Genomic DNA, 18,298 nt, shown 5'->3' with positions numbered 1-18,298 from the left:
CGCCGCGCCGCATGGCGGCGCCGCGCCCGCCTGCCGCCGCAGCGCCCGCCGCCCTGCCCCCGCCCGTGGCAGAGCCGGCGGCCATTCCCATCCTCGGCGGCCTGCCGCGATTTCGCCGCCCGCCGGCGCCGCCCGACTATCCCCTGCGTGCCAGGGAGGCCGGCATCGAGGGGACGGCGCTGCTGCGGCTGCGCATCGCCGGCGACGGCACCCTGCAGGAGGTGCGGCTGCTGCGCTCCGCCGGCAACCGATGGCTGGACGAGGCGGCGCAGGCCGCCGCGCGCCGCTGGGAGATTGCGCCGACGCTGCGCGATGGACGCCCGATCGAGGCCTGGGTGGAGGTGCCGGTCCGCTTCCGCCTGGAGGAATAGACCGCGCCGGCACCCGCCCTGGCATCGGTCGGCCGGGACGGCGCACCGGCCGGCGAGAGGCGCGGACGGCGGGGCAGCCGCGCGCCGGACATCGTCGCCATGCCCGGGGACCGGCGGCATCCGCGGTCATGCCGCCGCGGACCGGTGCCGTGGCGGCGGGCAGGCCCGATGCTTCCTGGCGGCCTGGCCGTTCAGAAGCTGACGCGCAGGCCGCCATAGACGGCGCGCGGCAGCCCGGGCGTCACGCTGCGGGGATCGGACAGGCCGAGGTTGAGCGCACTCGCCGTCTCCAGGTTGTAGAGCGTGCCGAAGCTGGCATAGCGCTGGTCGAACAGGTTGCGTATCAGGCCATAGGCCTCCACCCCCGGGGCGATCGTCAGGGCGGTGCGCAGGTTCACCACGGCATAGCCGGCGATGGGCTTAAGCAGGTTCGCCTCGTCGCCGCGCAGGTACTGGTCCCCGTTGAAAACGATGTTGCCGCCGACGCGCCAGGCCTCGGTCGCGCGCCATTCGCCGTCCAGCCGCACCCGGTGCAGCGGGATGCCGGGGATGCGGTCGCCGCGCTGCACGGGGATGGCGCCATCGGCATCGGCCAGCGGGTGGTTCGGGCTGGGCAGGCGCTGCGCCGTGCGAAAGGTGGCATCCACCAGCGCATAATCCAGCGTCGCGGCGAAGCGGTCGTTGCGCCAGTTGAGGCCGGCCTCGATCCCCTGGCGGCGCGTGTCGCCGGCATTGCGGAAATAGCCGCGGCCCTGGATGTCGCTCTGCACCAGCAGGATGTCGTCGGTCAGGCCGGTGTGGAAGACGCCGATGGACCAGCCGGTCCGGCCGCCCAGCCAGGAAGGCGGCAGCGTGCCGCGCAGCCCGGCCTCCCAGGTGCGGCTGACCACCTGCCGCAGCGGCGGGTCGGCCAGGAAGAAGGCGCCGAGCGTGCAGGGCAGCAGAGGGTCGGCGCAGGACAGCTCGGCCGGCGTCGGCGCCCGGTTCGCCTCGGCATAGCCCAGATAGGCGGTGGCGCGTTCCGCGAAGCGCCAGGTCAGCCCGGCGGCGGGGTTGAGCCGGGAATAGTCGTGGTCGCCGTTCAGCGCCGTGCCGATGCGGTCGCGCAGCTCGATCCGCGCGGTGTTCCAGCGGGCGCCGATGGTGGCGGAGAGCCGCGGCGCGAGGTCCAGCGTGCCGCTGGCGAACAGGCCCCAATAGGCGGTGCTGCTGTCCAGCCGCACCGGCGCGATTCCGCTGCCGGGCGCGTCCAGGGTCAGCCCGCTGCCGATCACGGTGCGGTCGGCGGTCAGGCTGCCGAATTCGCTGCCGCCGCGGAATTCCGTGCTGGCATGGTCGTAGCTGGCGCCGAGGACGAGGCGCGCCGGGCGGCCCAGCACCGGTTCGGTGGAGACGATCTGCGCCGCGCCACCAGCGCCCAGCGTGTTGGTCCCGGTGCGGTTCACCACGCCCGCGGCCGCATCGCCCAGCAGCCCGGCGCCGACCGTCCCGCCGCCCGCCGCGGCCAGCGGCGCGCCGCCCTCGAAGCAGAGCAGCCCGGCCAGGTCATCGTCGTCGCAGCGCTCCGCCTCGGCGATGTCGGCATTCAGCGTGCGCTGGCGGAAGCTGCGCACATAGGCATTCGCCTCCAGGCTCCAATTCGCCGCGATCTCGTAGGTGCCGCGCAGCTGCGCCGTCGTCATCCGGTTGTAGGTGCGGTCCGGATAGGTGAAGAGGCTGCGGCGCTCCGGCCCCAGCAGCTGCACGGGCGTCGGCCCATTGCCCGACAGCGCGCTGCTGCCGGCGCCGATGGACAGGTGCAGCGTCGCCCTCTCCCCCCGCACGCCCACATCGCCATAGAGCCGCCGGACGCGGGAGGGCGAGCGGAAGCGCCAGCCATCCTCGTTGATCCCTTCCACCGCCAGATAGGCCGCGGCATTGCCGGCCTGCCTGCCGTATTCGAAGCCGAGGGCGGCGCGGCCGAAGGACCCGCCGGAGGCATCCAGCCGGGCACCCTGCGAGTCGAAGCCGGTCTTCATCCGCAGCGCCAGCGCGCCGCCGGTCGCGTTCAGGCCAAAGAGCGGGCTGCTGCCCAGCAGGTCCACGCCGCGAATGGCGATGGACGGGATCAGGTCCCAGTTCACCGTGTCGCCGAAGGCTTCGTTGATCCGCACGCCGTTCTGGTAGACGGCCAGGCCCTGCGGCGTGCCGAGCAGGGGGGACGCGGTGAAGCCGCGATAGCTGACATCGGGCGCGAAGGGGTTGCCCTGCGTGTCGTTCACCGCGACGCCGGCGGAAAGCCGCACCAGCGCATCCACCAGGTCCGGCCGGCCATCCCGCGCCAGGTCGGCGGCGGACAGGCTGCGCGGGTTGCCGGCGATGCGGTCCCGCGCCAGGCCGCTGGCCGAAAGCGGCGTGGTCCCCACCGCCTCGACCACCGGCAGCGTCGCCGCCGGCGGCGGATCCTGCGCGGCGGCGGTGCCGATCGCCGACGGCACCGCGATGCACAGCAGGAATCGCCGCCGTCGCCGTCCACGCGCCATGTTCGTTTCCCCCGGCCTGCCGCGCCGGTGCGGGATCCGCCGCCTGGCGCAGCGCGGCCCATAGCATGACGGTGAGTACACGGCAGGCTTGCCGCCGACACGATGCCGCGGGATGGTGCCGCAGTGGATCCCAGCCCGACCGACGCGGACATCCCGCCGGCCGCGCCGGCGCTGGCGGTGGCGCGGCTGTCCTTCGCCTATGGCGCGCGCCGCGTGCTGCAGGATGTCGACTTCCGCGTGATGCCCGGGGAATTCGCCGTGCTGCTCGGCCCCAATGGCGCCGGCAAGAGCACGCTCTTCGCCCTGCTGACGCGGCTGTTCGATGCCCGCCCGCCCGGCAGCATACGCATCTTCGGGACCGCGCTGCGGGACGCGCCCGGCATGGCACTGGCGCGGCTGGGCGTGGTCTTCCAGCAGCCGACCCTCGATCCCGACCTCTCCGTCATCGAGAACCTGCTGTACCACGGCGCGCTGCACGGCCTGCGGCGGGCCGAGGCGCGGCGGCGGGCGCTGCACGAGTTGGCCAGGCTTGAGATGGCGGACCGCGCCGGCAGCACGGTGCGGGCGCTGTCGGGCGGCCAGCGGCGAAGGGCGGAGGTGGCGCGGGCGCTGCTGACGCGGCCGCGGCTGCTGCTGCTGGACGAGGCGACGACGGGCCTCGACCTGCCGAGCCGCCTCGCGGTGCGCCGGCATATCCGCGGGCTCTGCGCCGAGGAGGGGCTGGCGGTGCTGTGGGCCACGCATCTGATCGAGGAAGTGCCGGAGGAGGCACGCGTGGTCATGCTGGCGGATGGCCAGGTGCGCGCCGAAGGCAGGGTGGCGGAGGTCCTGGCGCAGGCCGGCGCGCCCGACCTGCCTGAGGCCTTCGCCCGGCTCACGGCGCCGCGCTGAGCGCGCCGCCGCCGCATCGGGCCTTGCGCCGACCTGGGCGCAAGGCCGGTCGGCAGGCGCGCTGACGCCTGCCGACCGGAATCAGAGCGCCAGCAGTTCCGGGTGCAACCCGCGCGCCGCGAGGTCGGCCGCCACTTCTTCCCGGTACACGCCGTTCATGACGATGACCGTTGCCGGCTGGATCGCCGGCAGCGCGTCGGGGCCGATGATGGGATGGCCGGTGCCCACCATGAAATGCCCCTGCCGGTGCGGGTTGATGTCCACCGCGGCCGAGATGCCGTCCCCGCCGCCGATGGCGGTGAGGAAGGAGACGCCCTTGGAGCCGGATCCCCAGACCACCACCGCCTTGCCCGCCGCCTGGCGCTGCGCGACCAGCGCCCGCCATTCGCCGATCTGCCGGTCGCAGACATCGCGGAAATGCTCGAGCATGGCGCGCAGCCGCGCCCGCTCCGCCGCCGGCACCTCGCCGCCGGCCTCGCCGGTGTAGCGGCCGCGGATGGTCAGGTACTGGCCGGCATATTCCCGCGTCACGCCCTCGATCCGGAAGCCGTGCCGGGCGAACAGCGCGGTCAGCGACGCCTCGGTGAAGTAGTTGCAGTGCTCGTAGTAGACATCCTCGAAGGCGCCGTGCTCGAAGATGCGCTCGCATTCCGGGATCTGGATGAAGATCTGCATCCCCGGCGCGGATTGCTGCGCCACCCGCTGGGCCAGCGCGGCGAAGCGGCCGGCGGAAGGGATGTGCTCCAGCGTCATCTTGCTGACCAACAGGTCGCAGCGCAGGTCCCGGGCGGAGTCGTCCGAGAAGAACTCGCCGCGCAGGGTCACGCCATCCGCACGGTCCTGCACCACATCGGCGCGGGCTTCGCTCAGGCAGGGGTCGAAGCCGATGCCCTGCGCGCCCGAAAGCCGGCAGAGCAGGTGCAGGAACTCGCCCTGGCCGCAGCCGACCTCGACCACCGTGCCGCCCTTCAGGCCGGTCTCCGCCACCAGCCGCGCCGCCAAGTCCTGGTGGAAGCGGCGGAAGGTGGGGCTGTAGCCCTGGGTCGGCTCGTAGCGGTCGGAATACTCGGTCAGCTTGGGATCGAGCGCGCGGTTGAAGACGAAGCAGCAGGCCTCGCAGAAGACCAGGTCCATCGCGCCGCGGGGATAGGCGCGCGCCTCCTCCGGCGTGTCCAGCATCAGGCAGCTGTTGGTCGGCACGGAGCCGAGGCGCAGCACCGGCAGCAGGGCGCGGCCGCCGCAGGCCGGGCAGCAGCCGCGCTCGCCCGGGCGCAGGGTCAGCGGGTTGGCAAAGCGGCCGGGGGCCGCTTCCATGATGTCGGGCACGGACTCAGCCCCCTTGCAGGTGCGGATGCGGGATGGGGATGACGAAGCGGCCGCCGCGCGCGGCGAAGCCGGCCTGCTGCCGCATGATCTCCGCCTGATGGTTCCAGGGCAGGATCAGCAGGCAGTCGGGGCGATCGGCCTCGATCCGCTCCACGCCCACGATCGGCAGCTTGATTCCGGGCATGTACAGGTCGTGCTTGTGCGGGTTCTTGTCCGCCACCCACATCAGCTCCTGCGGGCCGATCCGGAAGAAGTTCAGCAGGATCGTGCCCTTGGCGGCGGCGCCATAGGCGGCGATGCGCTTGCCTTCGCGGCGAAGGCCGTCCAGCAATTCCCGCAGCGCCTGGCCGACGCCCTCCACCTTGGCGGCGAAGGCCCGGAAGCTCTCCGGCCGGTCGAGGCCGAGCTCCTTCTCCTCCTCGATCAGCCGCATCAGCCGCGTCGAGGGGTCCGGCTGGTGCTGCACGAAGAGCCGCAGCGAGCCGCCATGGATCGGGATTCGCTGCACGTCGTTCAGCGACAGCCCCTGCCGCCGGAACAGCTCGGACAGCGCCGTGACCGAGAAGTAGCAGAGATGCTCGTGGTAGATGGTGTCGAACTCGACATGCTCGATCAGGTCGCGCAGATACGGGACCTCGATGCTCGCCGTGCCGTCCGGATGCAGGATCTCGCGGATGCCGCGGACGAAGCCCGCGGTGTCGGCGACATGCGCCAGCACGTTGTTGCCGAAGACCAGCATGGCCTGCCGGCCCTCGGACTTCAGCTGCCGCGCCAGGTCTTCCGAGAAGAAGGCCTGGATGGTCTCGATCCCGGCTTCCCGCGCCGCGGCGACCGGCGCCGGCGCCGGGTCGATGCCCAGCACCGTCAGCCCCGCCGCCTTGGCGTGCTTCAGCAGGTAGCCGTCATTGCTGGCCAGCTCCACCGCCAGCGCGCCGGGCGCCGGCTTCACCCGCTCGATCGCCGTGGCCACCGCGTCCTTCGCGTTGTCCACCACCGTCTGGGTGTAGGAGGAGAAGTACTTGTAGGCGGCGGAGAACAGCACCTCCGGCGCCACCGTGTGGCGCAGCTGGGCGAGGCCGCAGCTCCGGCACATGATGACCTCCAGCGGATAAGCCGGATCGGCTTCCTCGGCCGAAGGCGACAGCGCGTCGGAGGGCGGCATCTGCCCCATGTCGAAGACGCTGACCATGTCGCCGCCGCCGCAGCAGCGGCAGGCGGTGATCGGCGTGCAGGCCTCGGCCTTCATGCCACCCTCGCCGCCCGCTGCGGGGCCCAGCGCAGCGCCTGGGTCAGCGCGCCGGAGGCGATGTGGCCCAGCACATGCGCCTTGCGCTGGAAGCGCGGCCCCTCGAACTCCTCCTTGCTCACGCCATGGGCCTGGAAGGCCTCATGCAGCTGCTCCACGCCCATGCGCGCGGTCCAGCGCGGCGCGGCATGCGGGAAGACCCGCGCCAGCTTGTCGCAGTTCACCCGATAGGACCGCAGGTCGGGCCCGGCGCCCTCGGCGAAGCGCACCTGGGTGCCGGGCACCACCTGCTCGACCATCCGGGCGAGTTCCTGGATCTGGTAGTTCTCGCTGGTCGAGCCGACATTGAAGGCTTCGGCATGCACCAGGTCGCGCGGCGCCTCGACCACCGCGCGGAAGGCGCGGGCGATGTCCTCGATATGCACCACGGCGCGCCAGGGCGTCCCGTCGCTCTTCAGCAGGATGTCGCCGGTGGCGCAGGCCCAGGCGGTGAGGTTGTTGATCACCAGGTCGAAGCGCAGCCGCGGCGACACGCCGAAGGCCGTCGCGCTGCGCATCAGCACCGGCGAGAAACGATCATCCGCCAGCGGCAGCAGCCCCTTCTCCGCCGCCACCTTGGACCGGCCATAGGCGGTGACGGGGTTGAAGGCGCCCTGCTCGTCGAGGAAATTCTCGCCCGCCGCGCCATAGTTGGAGCAGGAGGAGGAGAAGACGAAGCGCGGCACGCCGGCCGCCTTCGCGGCGCGGGCGAGGCTGACGGTCGCTTCCGTGTTGATCTGCATGGTGACCTCCGGGTCGAGGTCGCCGAGCGGATCGTTCGGGATGCCGCCGTAATGCACCACGGCGTCGAAGCCGCGCAGGTGGTCCGCCGTCACGTCGCGGATGTCGAGGCCGAGATTGCGGATACCGCCCGCCGGGCCGAGGTCCTTGCCGAAGGTGCAGGCGCGGTAGAGGTCGGTGTCGCAGCCCGTGACCTCATGCCCGCCCTCTTGGAACAGCGGGACGGCGACCGTGCCGATATAGCCGAGATGGCCGGTCATCAGGACGCGCATGCGGGGCTCCCCACGTCATTGGCGGCGGTGTTGGTGTCGGTATCGGACGCGGCCTTGGCGCCGGGCCGGCGGCTGTCCCAGATGCGCCACGGCGCCTCGCCGCCCGACCACAGGGATTCCAGCAGCACCTTGTCGCGGATGGTGTCCATGCACTGCCAGAAGCCGTAGTGCTTGAAGGCCATCAGCTGGCCGTCGGCCGCCAGGTTCTGCAGCGGCGACTTCTCGAACTGGGTGGCGTCGCCGTCGATGTAGTCGAAGACGCCAGGCTCGCAGACGAAGAAGGCGCCGTTGATCCAGCCCTCGCCGGTCTGCGGCTTCTCGTTGAACTCGGCGATCTGGTCGCCGGCGATCTCCAGGTGGCCGAAGCGCGCCGGCGGCCGCACCGCGGTCAGCGTGCAGAGCTTGCCGTGCGAGCGGTGGAAGGCGAGCAGCGCGTCGAGGTCGACCGTGGAGACGCCGTCACCCCAGGTGAGGAAGAAACGTTCGTTGCCGATCACCTGCTTCAGCCGCTTGATGCGGCCGCCGGTATTGGTCTCGAGCCCGGTATCCACCAGCTCGAGGGTCCAGCCATCCATGGACCACTCACCGCGCTCGTTGCCCAGGGTGGTGTCGTAGTCCACCTGCCGGCGGGAATAGTCGATGCGCAGGTTTCCGGGCGACAGCGCCGCGAAGTCGGTCGCGTAGCGGCGGATGTAATTCCCTTTGTAGCCAAGCGCCACCACGAAATCCTGGTGCCCGAAGCACGCGTAGTAGCGCATGATGTGCCAAAGGATGGGAATGCCGCCGATCTCAACCATCGGTTTCGGCCGGGCTTCGGTTTCTTCCGCCAAGCGCGAGCCGAGACCGCCCGCGAGTATCGCTGTCTTCATCGTCCCGAACTCCTGGGTTCACCTGACGATGTCCGGTTTTCCTGCCCTGCGCACTTCACGCGTAACGTTGGCACGCCAACGTGAAGTAGAGCGGACGCGAGAATAAGTGACGTTACCTGACGACCGTGGCGTGGTTTGGCTCTACATCGCGTGGGGATGGCGGGAGAGGCTGTGTGACCAATTGCTCAGGACAGGATGGCGCGTCGGGTTCTTCGCCGCTGGTCAGCATCGGGTTGCCGGTCTTTAATGGCGCGGCCTATGTCCGGCAGGCGATCGATTCCGTGCTCGGCCAGGAATACGGCGCGCTGGAGCTGATCATCCAGGACAACGCCTCCACCGACGCGACAGAGGAGATCTGCCTCGACTACGCCGCGCGCGATCCGCGCGTGCGGTACGAGCGGAACCCGACCAACCTCGGCGCCGCCGCCAACTACAATCTCTGCTTCGAGCGCGCCCGCGGCACCTACTTCAAGTGGGCGGCGCATGACGACGCCATCGCGCCGGGCTACCTGGCGAAGACGGTGGCGGCGATGCAGGCGGCGCCGGATGCCGTGCTGTGCACCACGGGCGTGACCGAGATCGACGGCCTCAACCGGCCGCTCCGCTCCTACGCCAACGCCTTTCCCGGCATCGGCTCGGCCAGCCCGGCGCGCCGCTTCGCCGCGGCGATCCACACCCGCCACCAGTGCGAGGATTTCTTCGGCCTGTTCCGCCGCGAGGCGCTGATCGGGTCCGAGCTGCACGGCGCCTATAGCGGGTCGGACCGCGTGCTGCTGGCCGAGATGGCGCTGCGCGGCCCCTGGGTGAGCGTGCCGGAGCCGCTCTTCCTCCACCGCGAGCACGAGAACCGCTACACCCGCGCCATCCTGCTGAAGGACCGCCGGGCGGCGGAGCTGTGGCAGGATCCGGGCCGCAAGGCGCCGCAGCGCGGGCCGACCTTCTATGGCGGCGTCTGGCGGCATTACCTGCGGCTGGTGTCGAAGAACCTGCGCAGCCCGGCCGACCGCGTCGCCTGCCATGCGGAGCTGCTGCGCTGGTGGTTCACCGACGAGCACGGGCTCGACGTGCTGCGGGAGATGGTGGCGCGCCACCCGGTGCTGCATGCGCGCATCCGGGCCATGAAGCACCGGCTGCTCGGCGCCTCGGCCCAGCCGCGGCCGGGCAGCCTGCCGGAACTCAAGTAGCCGCGGGCCGGGGGCGGCGATCCCGCCCCCGGCCTCGGGCGGCTCGCGCCTCAGCCGCCCCGCAGCAGCCGCCGTACCGCGGCCGGCGCCAGCAGCCCGACCAGGCCGGCATAGACCACCGCGCCGAGCAGGATCTTCGCACCCAGAAGCACCGCCGGCGGCGCCGCCCACCAGGCGCCCAGCGCCAGCGTCGCCGCCACCATCGCCGTTGCCGCCATGGCCGGCACCGCCGCCGCGCGCCCGGCCAGCGCCGCCGGTGCCGGCAGCTGGCCACGGACCGCCAGCAGCACGATGCCGGTGGAGGCCGCGGTGACCACCAGGTTGGCCAGCGCCAGCGCCCAGATCCCCTGCGGCGCCGCGGCGAGGCTGGCGGCCAGCCGCAGCACCATCACCACCAGCGTGTAACGCAGCGCGATGTCCGGCCGGCCGCGGGCATTGATGGCCGCCGTCAGCACGTAGTTCGTCGCATGCGGGATGCCGGCCAGCGCCAGCAGCGCCAGCACCGGCGCCGCCTGCGCCCAGGCGGGGGAGAACAGCGCCGCCACCAGGTCGCCGCTGACCGCGGCGAGACCCAGGAAGGCCGGCATCGCCAGCAGGTTCACCAGGAACAGCAGGTCGGCCAGCGCCGCCCGCAGCGCCGGCGCATCCGCCTGCCGGGCGGAGAAGGCGGCGAAGCCGACGCGCCCCACCACGCCGGACAGGCCGCCGGTCAGCGCATTGGCGATCCGCTCGGCGAGCGAGAACAGGCCGACCGTGACGGCGCCGAGGAAGAGGCCGGCGGTGACGCGGTCGATCTGCATCACCACGAAGCCCAGCACCTGGTTGCCCAGCCGGTGCTTGCCATAGCCGACGATGTCGGCCATCGCGGCGCGCGTGACCTGCAGCCCGGGCAGCCGCCGCGCCAGCGCCAGCAGCAGCAGCGTGTCCAGCACGCGCACCGCCAGGACATAGGCGATCAGCGCCTCCACCCCCGCGCCGCGCAGCGCCAGCACCAGGGCCAGCGCGAAGCCGGCGCCCTGCGCGACGACGCTGCGCAGCGCCAGCGCCCGGAACCGCATCTGCCGCTGCAGCAGCGCCTGGCAGGGCACCGCCAGGCCCAGCAGCGGCAGGCCGATCGCCAGCAGCGGCATGATCCAGCGGAGATCCGGCTCCCCGAACAGCGTCGCCATCGCCGGCGCCAGCAGCCACAGCGCCAGCCCGGCCAGCAGGCCGAGCCCGCCCAGCAGCGCGAAGCCGCTGTCCACATGCGCCGGATCCAGCCGCGCCCGCTGGATCAGCGCGTCGGAGAAGCCATCCAGCAGCAGCGTCATCGCCAGGGTGACGCCGAGCTGCGCGACGGTGATCACGCCGACCGCGCCCGGCCCCACCAGGTTGCCGACGACGACGAAGACCAGCAGCGCCGCCGCCTGCTGCAGCCAGAAATCCAGCGCGGACCACGCCGCCTTGCCGACCAGCCCGCCCGCCTGCGGCTGCGCCGCCGCCTCCGCCGCGACAGCCCCGCTCGCCTGCATCGCCCCATCCTTTTCCGTCGGCCCGTTATGGCGGCAGCGGCGGGGCCGGGCGCTTCACGTCACGGACAGGCGGTGCCCCTTCAGTCGGTCATGCGATCGAGCGCGGGGACACGCCGCAGCACCAGGCGCTTCAGCAGGATCGGCACGAAGACGCCGGCCGCCATCGCCACGGCCAGGTGCAGCGGGAAATTGGCCGCGGTGTAGCCGATGCCCAGCAGGATCAGCCCGGCCTTGGCGGCGCCGATCGCCAGCGTGTTGAACAGGTAGATCACCATGGCGTAGCGGCCGAGCGCGATGGGCCAGTCCCAGCCATTCACCGGCCGCAGCCGGATCAGCCCGTGCAGCGCCGGGATGCAGAGCAGGCCGCAGACCACCAGCGACCAGCGCTCGTTCAGGATCACCACGCCCCACCACACCGTCATGGCGATGCCGAGCGAGGCGGCGAACAGCGCCCACCACAGCACCTGCCAGCGCCGCATCAGCGGCAGCAGCCGGTCCTGCCGCTCGGCGACCCAGACGCCGGCGGCGAAGAACAGGAAGAAGCGCGCGAAGCGGTCGAGATAGGCGATCTCCGGCACCTCGGGCAGCTGCAGCAGCAGGCCCAGCAGCAGCAGGCCGCCACTGCCGATCGCCCGCCGCAGCACCAGGGCAGCGACGGTGCAGAGGAAGAGGACGAGGAGATACCAGATCGAGGTCGCCGGGCTGCGGCCGGTATCCCAGAGCAGGTGGCGCAGGCCGGTCAGCAGCCCGTCCGGCTGGTTGTCGACGACGACGAAGCGCATCGCCACCAGCTTGGCCAGCAGGATCAGCACGCCGATCGCGAAGAAGGGCGGCAGCAGCCGCGCGGCACGCTTGCGGATCTGCCGCACCCAGTCGGGCGGCTCGGCGTCCAGCACCCCGCTCAGCACCACCACCGTGCCGCTGAGATACAGGAAGAAGGGCATGTGGAAGCGGTACAGCAGGTAGCGCGCCGGCTCGTACCACTCCCCGCCCGGGGGCGCGGTGTTGGCGACCAGATGGCCGGCAACCACCAGCAGGATCGCCAGCCCCTTGGCACGGTCGATATCGGTCCGCCGCTCGCGCCGCCGCGCCGCCGCCGGCCGTGCGGCGGCCGGCGCCACCCCGTCCGGCATGGTCAGGCCCCCCCGGCGCTGTGCCAGCGGGATGGGCGGGGCAGTGGCGTCGGGCAGGCCGGCCGCGGGATCGTCATGCCGATCCTCGTCCCATGAAGGCTCCGGCCGCGCCAAATCAGGCTTGTGTCACCGCTGCCGCATGACCCGGAGTTGATGGACCCGACGCCGCTGCTCCCGGGAGTGTCAGCCGCAGCGCGCGCATTGCGCCGCATCATGCCGGCACGGGGCAGCGCCGGGACAGCGCCGGTCACCGGGAGCCTGAGACACCATGCAATCCTATGCCCGCCTGTCGCCCGGGCCGGGCTTCCGCCCGATGCGCGCCGCCTTCTACTACAGCCAGCGGCTGGTCACCCGGCCGCGGCTACGGCGCGGCGTCGCGGCCTGCCTTGCCGCGGCGCAGTCGCTGCGGGCCGGCCGCGGCCAGCCGGACGCGGCCGATGCCGCGACCCTGGCAGCGCTGCATCGCGACGGCATCGCGCCGCTGCGCCCGCTGCTGCCGCCTGCCGCGCTGCGGGAGGTGATGGACTGGCTGGCGCCGCGCCCGGTGCAGGGGCCGGATGGCCCGGTGCCGCTGGCGGCGCTGCCGGAAGGCACGGCCAGCGCCGCCTATGCGCTGGATGCCGTGCTGGCCTGCCCGCATCTGCTCGACCTCGCCAACCACCCCGCGGTGCTGGCGCTGGCCGAGGCCTATCTGGGCTGCCGTCCCACGCTGTCCTCCATCGGGCTGCGCTGGTCCCTGCCACGGCCGCATCGCTGCGACGACGTGCAGCATTTCCACCGGGACCCCGATGACTGGCGCTTCCTGAAGCTCTTCCTCTACCTGACCGACGTGGATGCGCGGAACGGCCCGCATATATATGTCCACGGGTCGCATCGCCGCGGCGGGCGGGTGCGCGCCCGCCCCTATGCGGCGGCGGAGGCGGCGCGCTTCGGCGCCGTCACGCCGGTCTTCGGCCCGGCCGGCACCTGCTTCGTCGCCGATACCTGGGGCATCCATGCCGGCGCGGTGCCGCTGGACCGGCCGCGGCTGCTGCTGCAGGCGCAGTATTCGGTGCTGCCGGTCTTCGCCTTCGACTACGCGCCGCGGCCGGTGCAGCCGGCACGGCCGCTCGATCCCTGGGTCAACCGGCTGCTCGTCGCCCCGGTGAATTGACGCGGTCGGGGCGGGTCCCCGGCCACGCCACCGGTGCGGGCGCCCATCGGCGGGCCTTGCTTGCAGCGAAGGCGCGCGGCGCGGCGTGACGCCGCCCCAGGATCCATCACCCGATGCCGATGGCCGTCGATCCCGGCCGGTCAAGGGCGCCTCGGCCGCGGGGCGGTTCGCGCCGCGTGCCCTCGCCGCGCGGCCCGGGGTGCGGCGCCGGTGCAGGCGCCCGGCGCGCATGACCCGTCGTGCCGTTGGCGCGACGCGGCAGCGCCACAGCGTCCCATGCGCGATGCGATCGGACAGGCCCGAAAATGGCGGCGGCGGGCCGCGCATCGCACGGCCCGCCGCATCGCACGCTCATCCGCCCCGGCCGGGGCAGCCGGTCAGGCGCGGTCCAGATAGGTCCGCAGCGCCCGGCCGCGCTGGCCGTTCTGCAGCTTCTTCAGCGCCTTGGCCTCGATCTGCCGGATGCGTTCCCGCGTCACGTTGAAGGTCTTGCCGACCTCCTCCAGCGTGTGGTCACGCTCCATGCCGATGCCGAAGCGCATCCGCAGGATCCGCTCCTCGCGCGGGGTCAGGTCGGCCAGGACCCGCGCCGCCGCTTCCCGCAGGCCGGACCGCGCCACCGCCTCGAAGGGATGCACGGCGTTGCGGTCCTCGATCAGGTCGCCCAGCCGGCCGTCGTCGTCCTCGCCGATCGGGGTGTCGAGGCTGACCGGCTCGCGCACGATCCCTTGCACCGACTTCACCTTCTCGGTCGGCACGCCAAGCCGCTGCGCCAGTTCCTCGGCGGTCGGCTCGCGGCCCGTCCGGTGCGCCAGGATGCGGCCAAGCCGGGCGATCTTCGACGCCGTCTCCGCCATGTGGACCGGCACGCGGATGGTCCGCGCCTGGTCGGCGATGGCGCGGGTCATCGCCTGCCGCACCCACCAGGTGGCGTAGGTCGAGAACTTGAAGCCCTTGCGCCAGTCGAACTTCTCGACCGCCCGCATCAGGCCGATATTGCCTTCCTGGATCAGGTCGCCGAGCAGCAGACCGCGGTTGCGGTACTTGCGGGCGATGTGCACCACCAGCCGCAGGTTGGCCCGCGTCAGCTCCTCCTTCGCCTTGCGCATGTCGCGCTCGCCGCGGCTGATCTCGGCATGCAGGCGGCGCAGCTCGGCGGCCGGCAGGGCGGCCTCGGCCTCCACCACGGCGACCTCGGCGCGGATCTCCTTCAGCTCGGCGCCCGCGCCCTTCAGCCGGGTGGCGAGCTTGCCCAGGGTGGCCGGGCCGGCATCCCAGGACTTCAGGAAATCCTCGCGGCTGACCTTGGCGCCGGTGGCTAGGCGCAGCGCCCGGCCATCCAGCGTCACCATCCGCCGGTGGGCGGACCGCACCGCCTCGATCAGCGCCTCGATCCGGTCGGCGCGCAGCCGCAGGGCGGCGATCAGCGCGGCATGCTCGGCCGTGGTCGGCGCGCCGGCCAGCGCGGCGTCGAAGGCGGCCAGGATCTCGGGCCGCAGCCTCTGGTCCAGCGTACCCTCGGTGGCCTCGCCTTCCTCGGTCGTCTCGGCGGCGGCGCTGTCGGCGGCGGCGGCCATCGCCTCCAGCTCCACCAGCTCGCGCAGCGGCAGCCCGCCGGCGGCGACGGCATCGCGCCAGGCGGTCAGCGCCGCGCGGGTGGAGGGGCAGGCGCCCAGCGCGCCCAGCATCGCCTCCCGCCCCGCCTCGATCCGCTGGGCGAGCGCGACTTCCTGCTCGCGCGTCAGCAGCTCGGTGCGCGACGCCTCCCGCAGGAACATGCGCACGGGGTCGTCGGTGCGGCCCAGCGCCGCCTCGTCCACATTGCCGGCGGCGGGCGCCGCCTCGGCCGCGGCGGGCGTGGCCTCCCCATCCTCCTCGGCGTCATCGGCCTCGGCCAGGTCCTCCGGGGCATCGTCGCCGTCGTCGGCGGCCTCCCCTTCCTCCCACACGGGCGAGTCCTCGGCCGGGACGCGGGCGACCAGCGCCTCGAAGGCCGGCGCGCCCAGGGGGCGGGACACCCGCACCTCGGCTTCGCCCTCATCCAGCATCGTCTCGGTGACAAACCCGTCCATCACTCGATCCACTCCTGGCGGGCCCTGCGGCCCGCCCCCAGAATTCGGCCTGCGCCGGTGTAGGTCCCGGTCGCAATACCCGGTCCGAACGGCGCAACGCCCGCCGCGCCGCGGCTGCGGCATGGCGGGGAGGAAGCCGTCCAGGGGGGCACGCGGCATATCGCGGCGCGTAGCGGATGTGGTGATAAACGCAGCCGACAACCAGCCCTGCTGCCCAATCTGCGGGGCAGGATTGCGCAAGCGGCATGGGCTGCAGCGACGGCCGGTTGCTTAGGCATCGGGCACATGGCCGGTCAAGGCCCCGTTAGAAATAATTGGTTACCGCTTTGTTGCACAGGCAAAGGGTCGCCCGGGGGCGGCGATCCGCCCCGCGAGGCGCCGGGCCACCGGCCGCCGGACAGGCCAGGATGGCCTTGTCCCGCCAGGGAAATCCGGCCGGCCGCGCCATCCGCGCCGCGGCGGACGGGGTGGCCGGCCAGGCCGGTCAGCGCGGCGGCAGCCGCAGCACCATCCCGGGCCGGAGCGAGGCGGCATCGGTCAGGACCGGCGCATTGCTCTCCAGCACCCAGCCGGCGGCGGCGGTGTCGTGGTAGTGCCGGCCGGCGATCGCCTCCAGCGTCTCGCCCGGCTGCACCACATGCAGGATGCTGCCGCCCGGGCCGAAGCCGGTATCCGTATCCGGCGTCGCCCGGTGCACCGCCCGCTCCGCGGCCTCGGTGCTGGCACTGCCGGCCGGCAGATGCGCGAAGGCCCCCAGGGTGTCCAGCAACCCGCCCCCCGACCCCGACCGCGTGACGGTCAGCCGGTCCTCCACCCGGGCGATGCCGCGCAGGTTGCCGACCGCGAGCAGCAGGCGTTCCCGTGTCGCGTCGTCCGGGACGCTGCCCTCCAGCGTCGCCGCGTCGTCGTGGCGGGAGACCATCACGCCCTGCCGGGTCAGGCCCAGTTCGTCCAGACGGTGACTGATGGCGGCGGCGCTCGGCGCTCCGCCCTCCAGGGCCAGGCCGGCCTCGGCGGGGAAGCGATAGGTGGGCATGGCGGTTCTCCTTGAATGGGCATGGAAAACGCCAGCGCCGGCGGGCGGGTTGCGCCGGCCCCCGCCCCGCCCCACCCTTTCCCGGCCATGCAAGACACTGCCCTGCTGGTCCAGCCGGACCCGGCCGATCCCCGCCTGACGCGCCGCGTCACCGGCCTCGACCATACCGGCGCGCCGGTGGAGGCGAGCGTCACGGTGGAGCGACCGCTGACGCTCTACCTGAACGGGCAGGAGATCGTCACGATGATGACGATCCTCGACCGGCCGGAGGACCTGGCGCTGGGCTACCTGCTGAACCAGGGCATGCTGCGGCCGGACGACCGGGTGACGGCGGTTGACTACGACGACGACCTGCAGGTGGTCGTGGTCCGCACCGAGCGCCGCACCGACTTCGAGGAGAAGCTGAAGAAGAAGACCCTGACCAGCGGCTGCGCCCAGGGCACCGCCTTCGGCGACCTCATGGAAAGCTTCTCCAAGGCGCGGCTTCCGCCGTCAGCCGCGATCCGCACCTCGGACCTCTATCGCCTGCTGCATCGGATCAACACGCTGCCGACGCTGTACCTGGAAGCCGGCGCCATCCATGGCTGCGCGCTGTGCCAGCGCGACCGGCCGCTGGTCTACATGGAGGATGTCGGCCGGCACAACGCGGTGGACAAGATCGCCGGCTGGATGTTCCGCACCGGCTGCGACCCGGCGGACAAGGTCTTCTACACCACCGGCCGCCTGACCTCGGAGATGGTGATCAAGACGGTGCGGATGGGCATCCCCATCCTCGTCTCCCGCAGCGGCTTCACCGCCTGGGGCGTGGAACTGGCGCGGGAGGCGGGGGTGACCCTGATCGGCCGCTGCAAGGGCAAGCGCTTCACCGCCCTGGCCGGCGAGCAGCGGATCGTCTTCGACGCCGACCTCGATTACGTCGAGGAGGAGAGCGCGAAGCACTGGCGGAAGAACAGCCGGGAGGCGGCCGGCGAATGACCGGCGGCGCCGGCCCCGGGGGCAGGTTGGGGGGCACTCTTGGGGGCGGGCATGGGGGCCGGGGCGTGAGCCTGCTGGCAGTGGTCCTCGCCGGCGGCCTGGCGCGGCGCATGGGCGGCGGCGACAAGCCGCTGCGCCTGCTGGCCGGCCGGCCGCTGCTGGACCATGTGCTGGACCGGGTGCGGCCGCAGGCGGCGGCGGTGATCCTGAATGCCAATGGCGACCCGGCGCGCCTCGCCGCCTATGGCCTGCCGGTGGTGCCGGACCCGCTGCCGGACCACCCGGGCCCGCTGGCCGGCGTGCTGGCGGCGCTCGACTGGGCGGCGGAGCACCGGCCGGACCTGGCCGACGTGCTCTCGGTGCCCGGCGACGGCCCCTTCCTGCCGGATGACCTCGCATCCCGCCTGCTGGCGGCGCGGCAGGCCGCCGGCACGCCACTCGCCTGCGCTACCTCCGGCGGCTGGACGCATCCGCCGATCGGCGTCTGGCCCGTCGCGCTGCGCAGCGAATTGCGCGCCGCCCTGCTGGCCGGCGAGCGCAAGATCGATCGCTGGACCGCCCGCTTCGGCTGCGCCTGCGCCGAATGGCCCACCGAACCGCTGGACCCCTTCTTCAACGCCAATGCGCCGGAGGACCTGGCCCGCGCCGAGGCCCTCTTGCGTGGCGGCTGAGAGTTTGTGAAAGACGCGGGGCCGGTACGGAACCGGGCCGGACCCCCGCCCTTCTTCCGGCGGGGCGCCGCCCCACCGCAACCGACCAAGCAGGGAGACCGCTGCCGTGAAGGCCATCATCACCGGCATCCTCGCCGCCGTGGCGCTGGCGATCTGCGCCGCCGTGGTCCTGAACACCGAATTCCAGAAGAGCGCGACCGACCGCTTCCAGACCGAAGGCGTGCGGCTGTAGCGCCAGGCGCGGCGGCCCGGGCGGCGCGCCGCCCTGGCCGCGGATCGCGGCGTG

16 protein-coding genes are annotated in these 18,298 nt (G+C 72.8%); 7 read left to right on the top strand and 9 right to left on the bottom strand.

The annotated features are described in order from the left end of the window. Nucleotides 1-371: energy transducer TonB (locus tag E2C05_RS17380; RefSeq protein ID WP_133220915.1), on the top strand; the 371-nt coding region annotated here is incomplete at its 5' end. Between the two features lie 191 nt (nucleotides 372-562). On the opposite strand, the gene E2C05_RS17375 is transcribed toward E2C05_RS17380, so the two are convergent. Then, entirely contained in the window at nucleotides 563-2,893 is a 2,331-nt protein-coding gene (locus E2C05_RS17375; protein WP_133220914.1) for a TonB-dependent receptor, read from the bottom strand. Between the two features lie 123 nt (nucleotides 2,894-3,016). Between E2C05_RS17375 and E2C05_RS17370 the strand changes: the two genes are divergently transcribed. Continuing rightward, a complete protein-coding gene (locus E2C05_RS17370) occupies nucleotides 3,017-3,784 on the top strand; it encodes an ATP-binding cassette domain-containing protein (RefSeq protein WP_240046769.1) in 768 nt (255 codons plus the stop codon). 81 nt (nucleotides 3,785-3,865) lie between these two features. On the opposite strand, the gene E2C05_RS17365 is transcribed toward E2C05_RS17370, so the two are convergent. Genes E2C05_RS17365 through rfbF form a run of 4 tightly spaced genes read right to left on the bottom strand, consistent with a single transcriptional unit; the run spans nucleotide 3,866 to nucleotide 8,277 of the window. Beyond that, nucleotides 3,866-5,110, bottom strand: coding sequence for a class I SAM-dependent methyltransferase (locus E2C05_RS17365; protein ID WP_133220912.1), 1,245 nt, complete (start codon nucleotides 5,108-5,110; stop codon nucleotides 3,866-3,868). A 4-nt stretch (nucleotides 5,111-5,114) separates the two neighbouring features. Next, a complete protein-coding gene (locus E2C05_RS17360; protein WP_133220911.1) occupies nucleotides 5,115-6,356 on the bottom strand; it encodes a class I SAM-dependent methyltransferase in 1,242 nt (413 codons plus the stop codon). Beyond that, entirely contained in the window at nucleotides 6,353-7,408 is a 1,056-nt protein-coding gene (locus tag E2C05_RS17355) for an NAD-dependent epimerase/dehydratase family protein (RefSeq protein ID WP_133220910.1), read from the bottom strand. Before E2C05_RS17355 ends, E2C05_RS17360 begins: the two co-directional genes overlap by 4 nt. Continuing rightward, nucleotides 7,396-8,277 carry a glucose-1-phosphate cytidylyltransferase gene (gene rfbF, locus E2C05_RS17350; RefSeq protein ID WP_133220909.1) on the bottom strand — a complete coding sequence of 294 codons (882 nt, stop codon included), beginning with the start codon at nucleotides 8,275-8,277 and terminating at the stop codon, nucleotides 7,396-7,398. The genes E2C05_RS17355 and rfbF overlap by 13 nt, the downstream gene beginning before the upstream one ends. A 173-nt stretch (nucleotides 8,278-8,450) precedes the next feature. On the opposite strand from rfbF, the gene E2C05_RS17345 reads away from it, so the two are divergent. After that, nucleotides 8,451-9,461, top strand: a complete 1,011-nt coding sequence (locus tag E2C05_RS17345) for a glycosyltransferase family 2 protein (protein WP_158292191.1) — start codon at nucleotides 8,451-8,453, stop codon at nucleotides 9,459-9,461. Between the two features lie 50 nt (nucleotides 9,462-9,511). On the opposite strand, the gene E2C05_RS17340 is transcribed toward E2C05_RS17345, so the two are convergent. Both E2C05_RS17340 and E2C05_RS17335 read right to left on the bottom strand, forming a co-directional pair. Then, nucleotides 9,512-10,972 carry an oligosaccharide flippase family protein gene (locus tag E2C05_RS17340; RefSeq protein ID WP_133220907.1) on the bottom strand — a complete coding sequence of 487 codons (1,461 nt, stop codon included), beginning with the start codon at nucleotides 10,970-10,972 and terminating at the stop codon, nucleotides 9,512-9,514. Nucleotides 10,973-11,052: 80 nt separating this feature from the next. Beyond that, on the bottom strand, nucleotides 11,053-12,105 hold the full coding sequence (locus E2C05_RS17335) for an acyltransferase family protein (protein ID WP_133220906.1): 1,053 nt from the start codon (nucleotides 12,103-12,105) through the stop codon (nucleotides 11,053-11,055). Nucleotides 12,106-12,373: 268 nt separating this feature from the next. Here E2C05_RS17335 and E2C05_RS17330 point away from each other — a divergent pair, with 268 nt between their 5' ends. Next, nucleotides 12,374-13,258: a phytanoyl-CoA dioxygenase family protein gene (locus E2C05_RS17330; protein WP_133220905.1), complete on the top strand. Its 885-nt coding sequence runs from the start codon at nucleotides 12,374-12,376 to the stop codon at nucleotides 13,256-13,258. A gap of 377 nt (nucleotides 13,259-13,635) precedes the next feature. Here the strand turns inward: E2C05_RS17330 and E2C05_RS17325 are convergent, their stop codons facing one another. After that, nucleotides 13,636-15,330, bottom strand: a complete 1,695-nt coding sequence (locus E2C05_RS17325) for a sigma-70 family RNA polymerase sigma factor (protein ID WP_133220904.1) — start codon at nucleotides 15,328-15,330, stop codon at nucleotides 13,636-13,638. 484 nt (nucleotides 15,331-15,814) lie between these two features. Beyond that, nucleotides 15,815-16,366 (bottom strand): BON domain-containing protein, encoded by a 552-nt coding sequence (locus tag E2C05_RS17320; protein WP_133220903.1) that lies wholly within the window; start codon nucleotides 16,364-16,366, stop codon nucleotides 15,815-15,817. A gap of 87 nt (nucleotides 16,367-16,453) precedes the next feature. Here E2C05_RS17320 and fdhD point away from each other — a divergent pair, with 87 nt between their 5' ends. The 3 genes from fdhD (at nucleotide 16,454) to E2C05_RS35155 (ending at nucleotide 18,244) form a co-directional block, all read left to right on the top strand. Next, nucleotides 16,454-17,341 carry a formate dehydrogenase accessory sulfurtransferase FdhD gene (fdhD, locus tag E2C05_RS17315; protein WP_133220902.1) on the top strand — a complete coding sequence of 296 codons (888 nt, stop codon included), beginning with the start codon at nucleotides 16,454-16,456 and terminating at the stop codon, nucleotides 17,339-17,341. Nucleotides 17,342-17,406: 65 nt separating this feature from the next. Continuing rightward, complete coding sequence (gene mobA / locus E2C05_RS17310) at nucleotides 17,407-18,012, top strand: molybdenum cofactor guanylyltransferase MobA (protein WP_275670506.1); 606 nt, start codon at nucleotides 17,407-17,409, stop codon at nucleotides 18,010-18,012. 106 nt (nucleotides 18,013-18,118) lie between these two features. Then, a complete protein-coding gene (locus E2C05_RS35155) occupies nucleotides 18,119-18,244 on the top strand; it encodes a hypothetical protein (protein ID WP_274607389.1) in 126 nt (41 codons plus the stop codon). The last annotated feature ends 54 nt before the right edge of the window (nucleotides 18,245-18,298 follow it).

It is taken from the genome of Paracraurococcus ruber (assembly GCF_004353985.1).
Classification (GTDB): domain Bacteria; phylum Pseudomonadota; class Alphaproteobacteria; order Acetobacterales; family Acetobacteraceae; genus Paracraurococcus; species Paracraurococcus ruber.
The sequence above is the reverse complement of the archived record's forward strand: the minus strand, read 5'-3'. Positions and strand labels throughout refer to the sequence as shown.

Coding starts and splice junctions, on each gene's coding strand:
- E2C05_RS17335 (WP_133220906.1), bottom strand. CDS start 12,105: ATGCCGGACGGGGTGGCGCCGGCCGCCGCACGGCCGGCGGCGGCGCGG.
- E2C05_RS17360 (WP_133220911.1), bottom strand. CDS start 6,356: ATGAAGGCCGAGGCCTGCACGCCGATCACCGCCTGCCGCTGCTGCGGC.
- E2C05_RS17375 (WP_133220914.1), bottom strand. CDS start 2,893: ATGGCGCGTGGACGGCGACGGCGGCGATTCCTGCTGTGCATCGCGGTG.
- fdhD (WP_133220902.1), top strand. CDS start 16,454: ATGCAAGACACTGCCCTGCTGGTCCAGCCGGACCCGGCCGATCCCCGC.
- E2C05_RS17355 (WP_133220910.1), bottom strand. CDS start 7,408: ATGCGCGTCCTGATGACCGGCCATCTCGGCTATATCGGCACGGTCGCC.
- E2C05_RS17340 (WP_133220907.1), bottom strand. CDS start 10,972: ATGCAGGCGAGCGGGGCTGTCGCGGCGGAGGCGGCGGCGCAGCCGCAG.
- E2C05_RS17325 (WP_133220904.1), bottom strand. CDS start 15,330: ATGGACGGGTTTGTCACCGAGACGATGCTGGATGAGGGCGAAGCCGAG.
- rfbF (WP_133220909.1), bottom strand. CDS start 8,277: ATGAAGACAGCGATACTCGCGGGCGGTCTCGGCTCGCGCTTGGCGGAA.
- E2C05_RS17330 (WP_133220905.1), top strand. CDS start 12,374: ATGCAATCCTATGCCCGCCTGTCGCCCGGGCCGGGCTTCCGCCCGATG.
- E2C05_RS17320 (WP_133220903.1), bottom strand. CDS start 16,366: ATGCCCACCTATCGCTTCCCCGCCGAGGCCGGCCTGGCCCTGGAGGGC.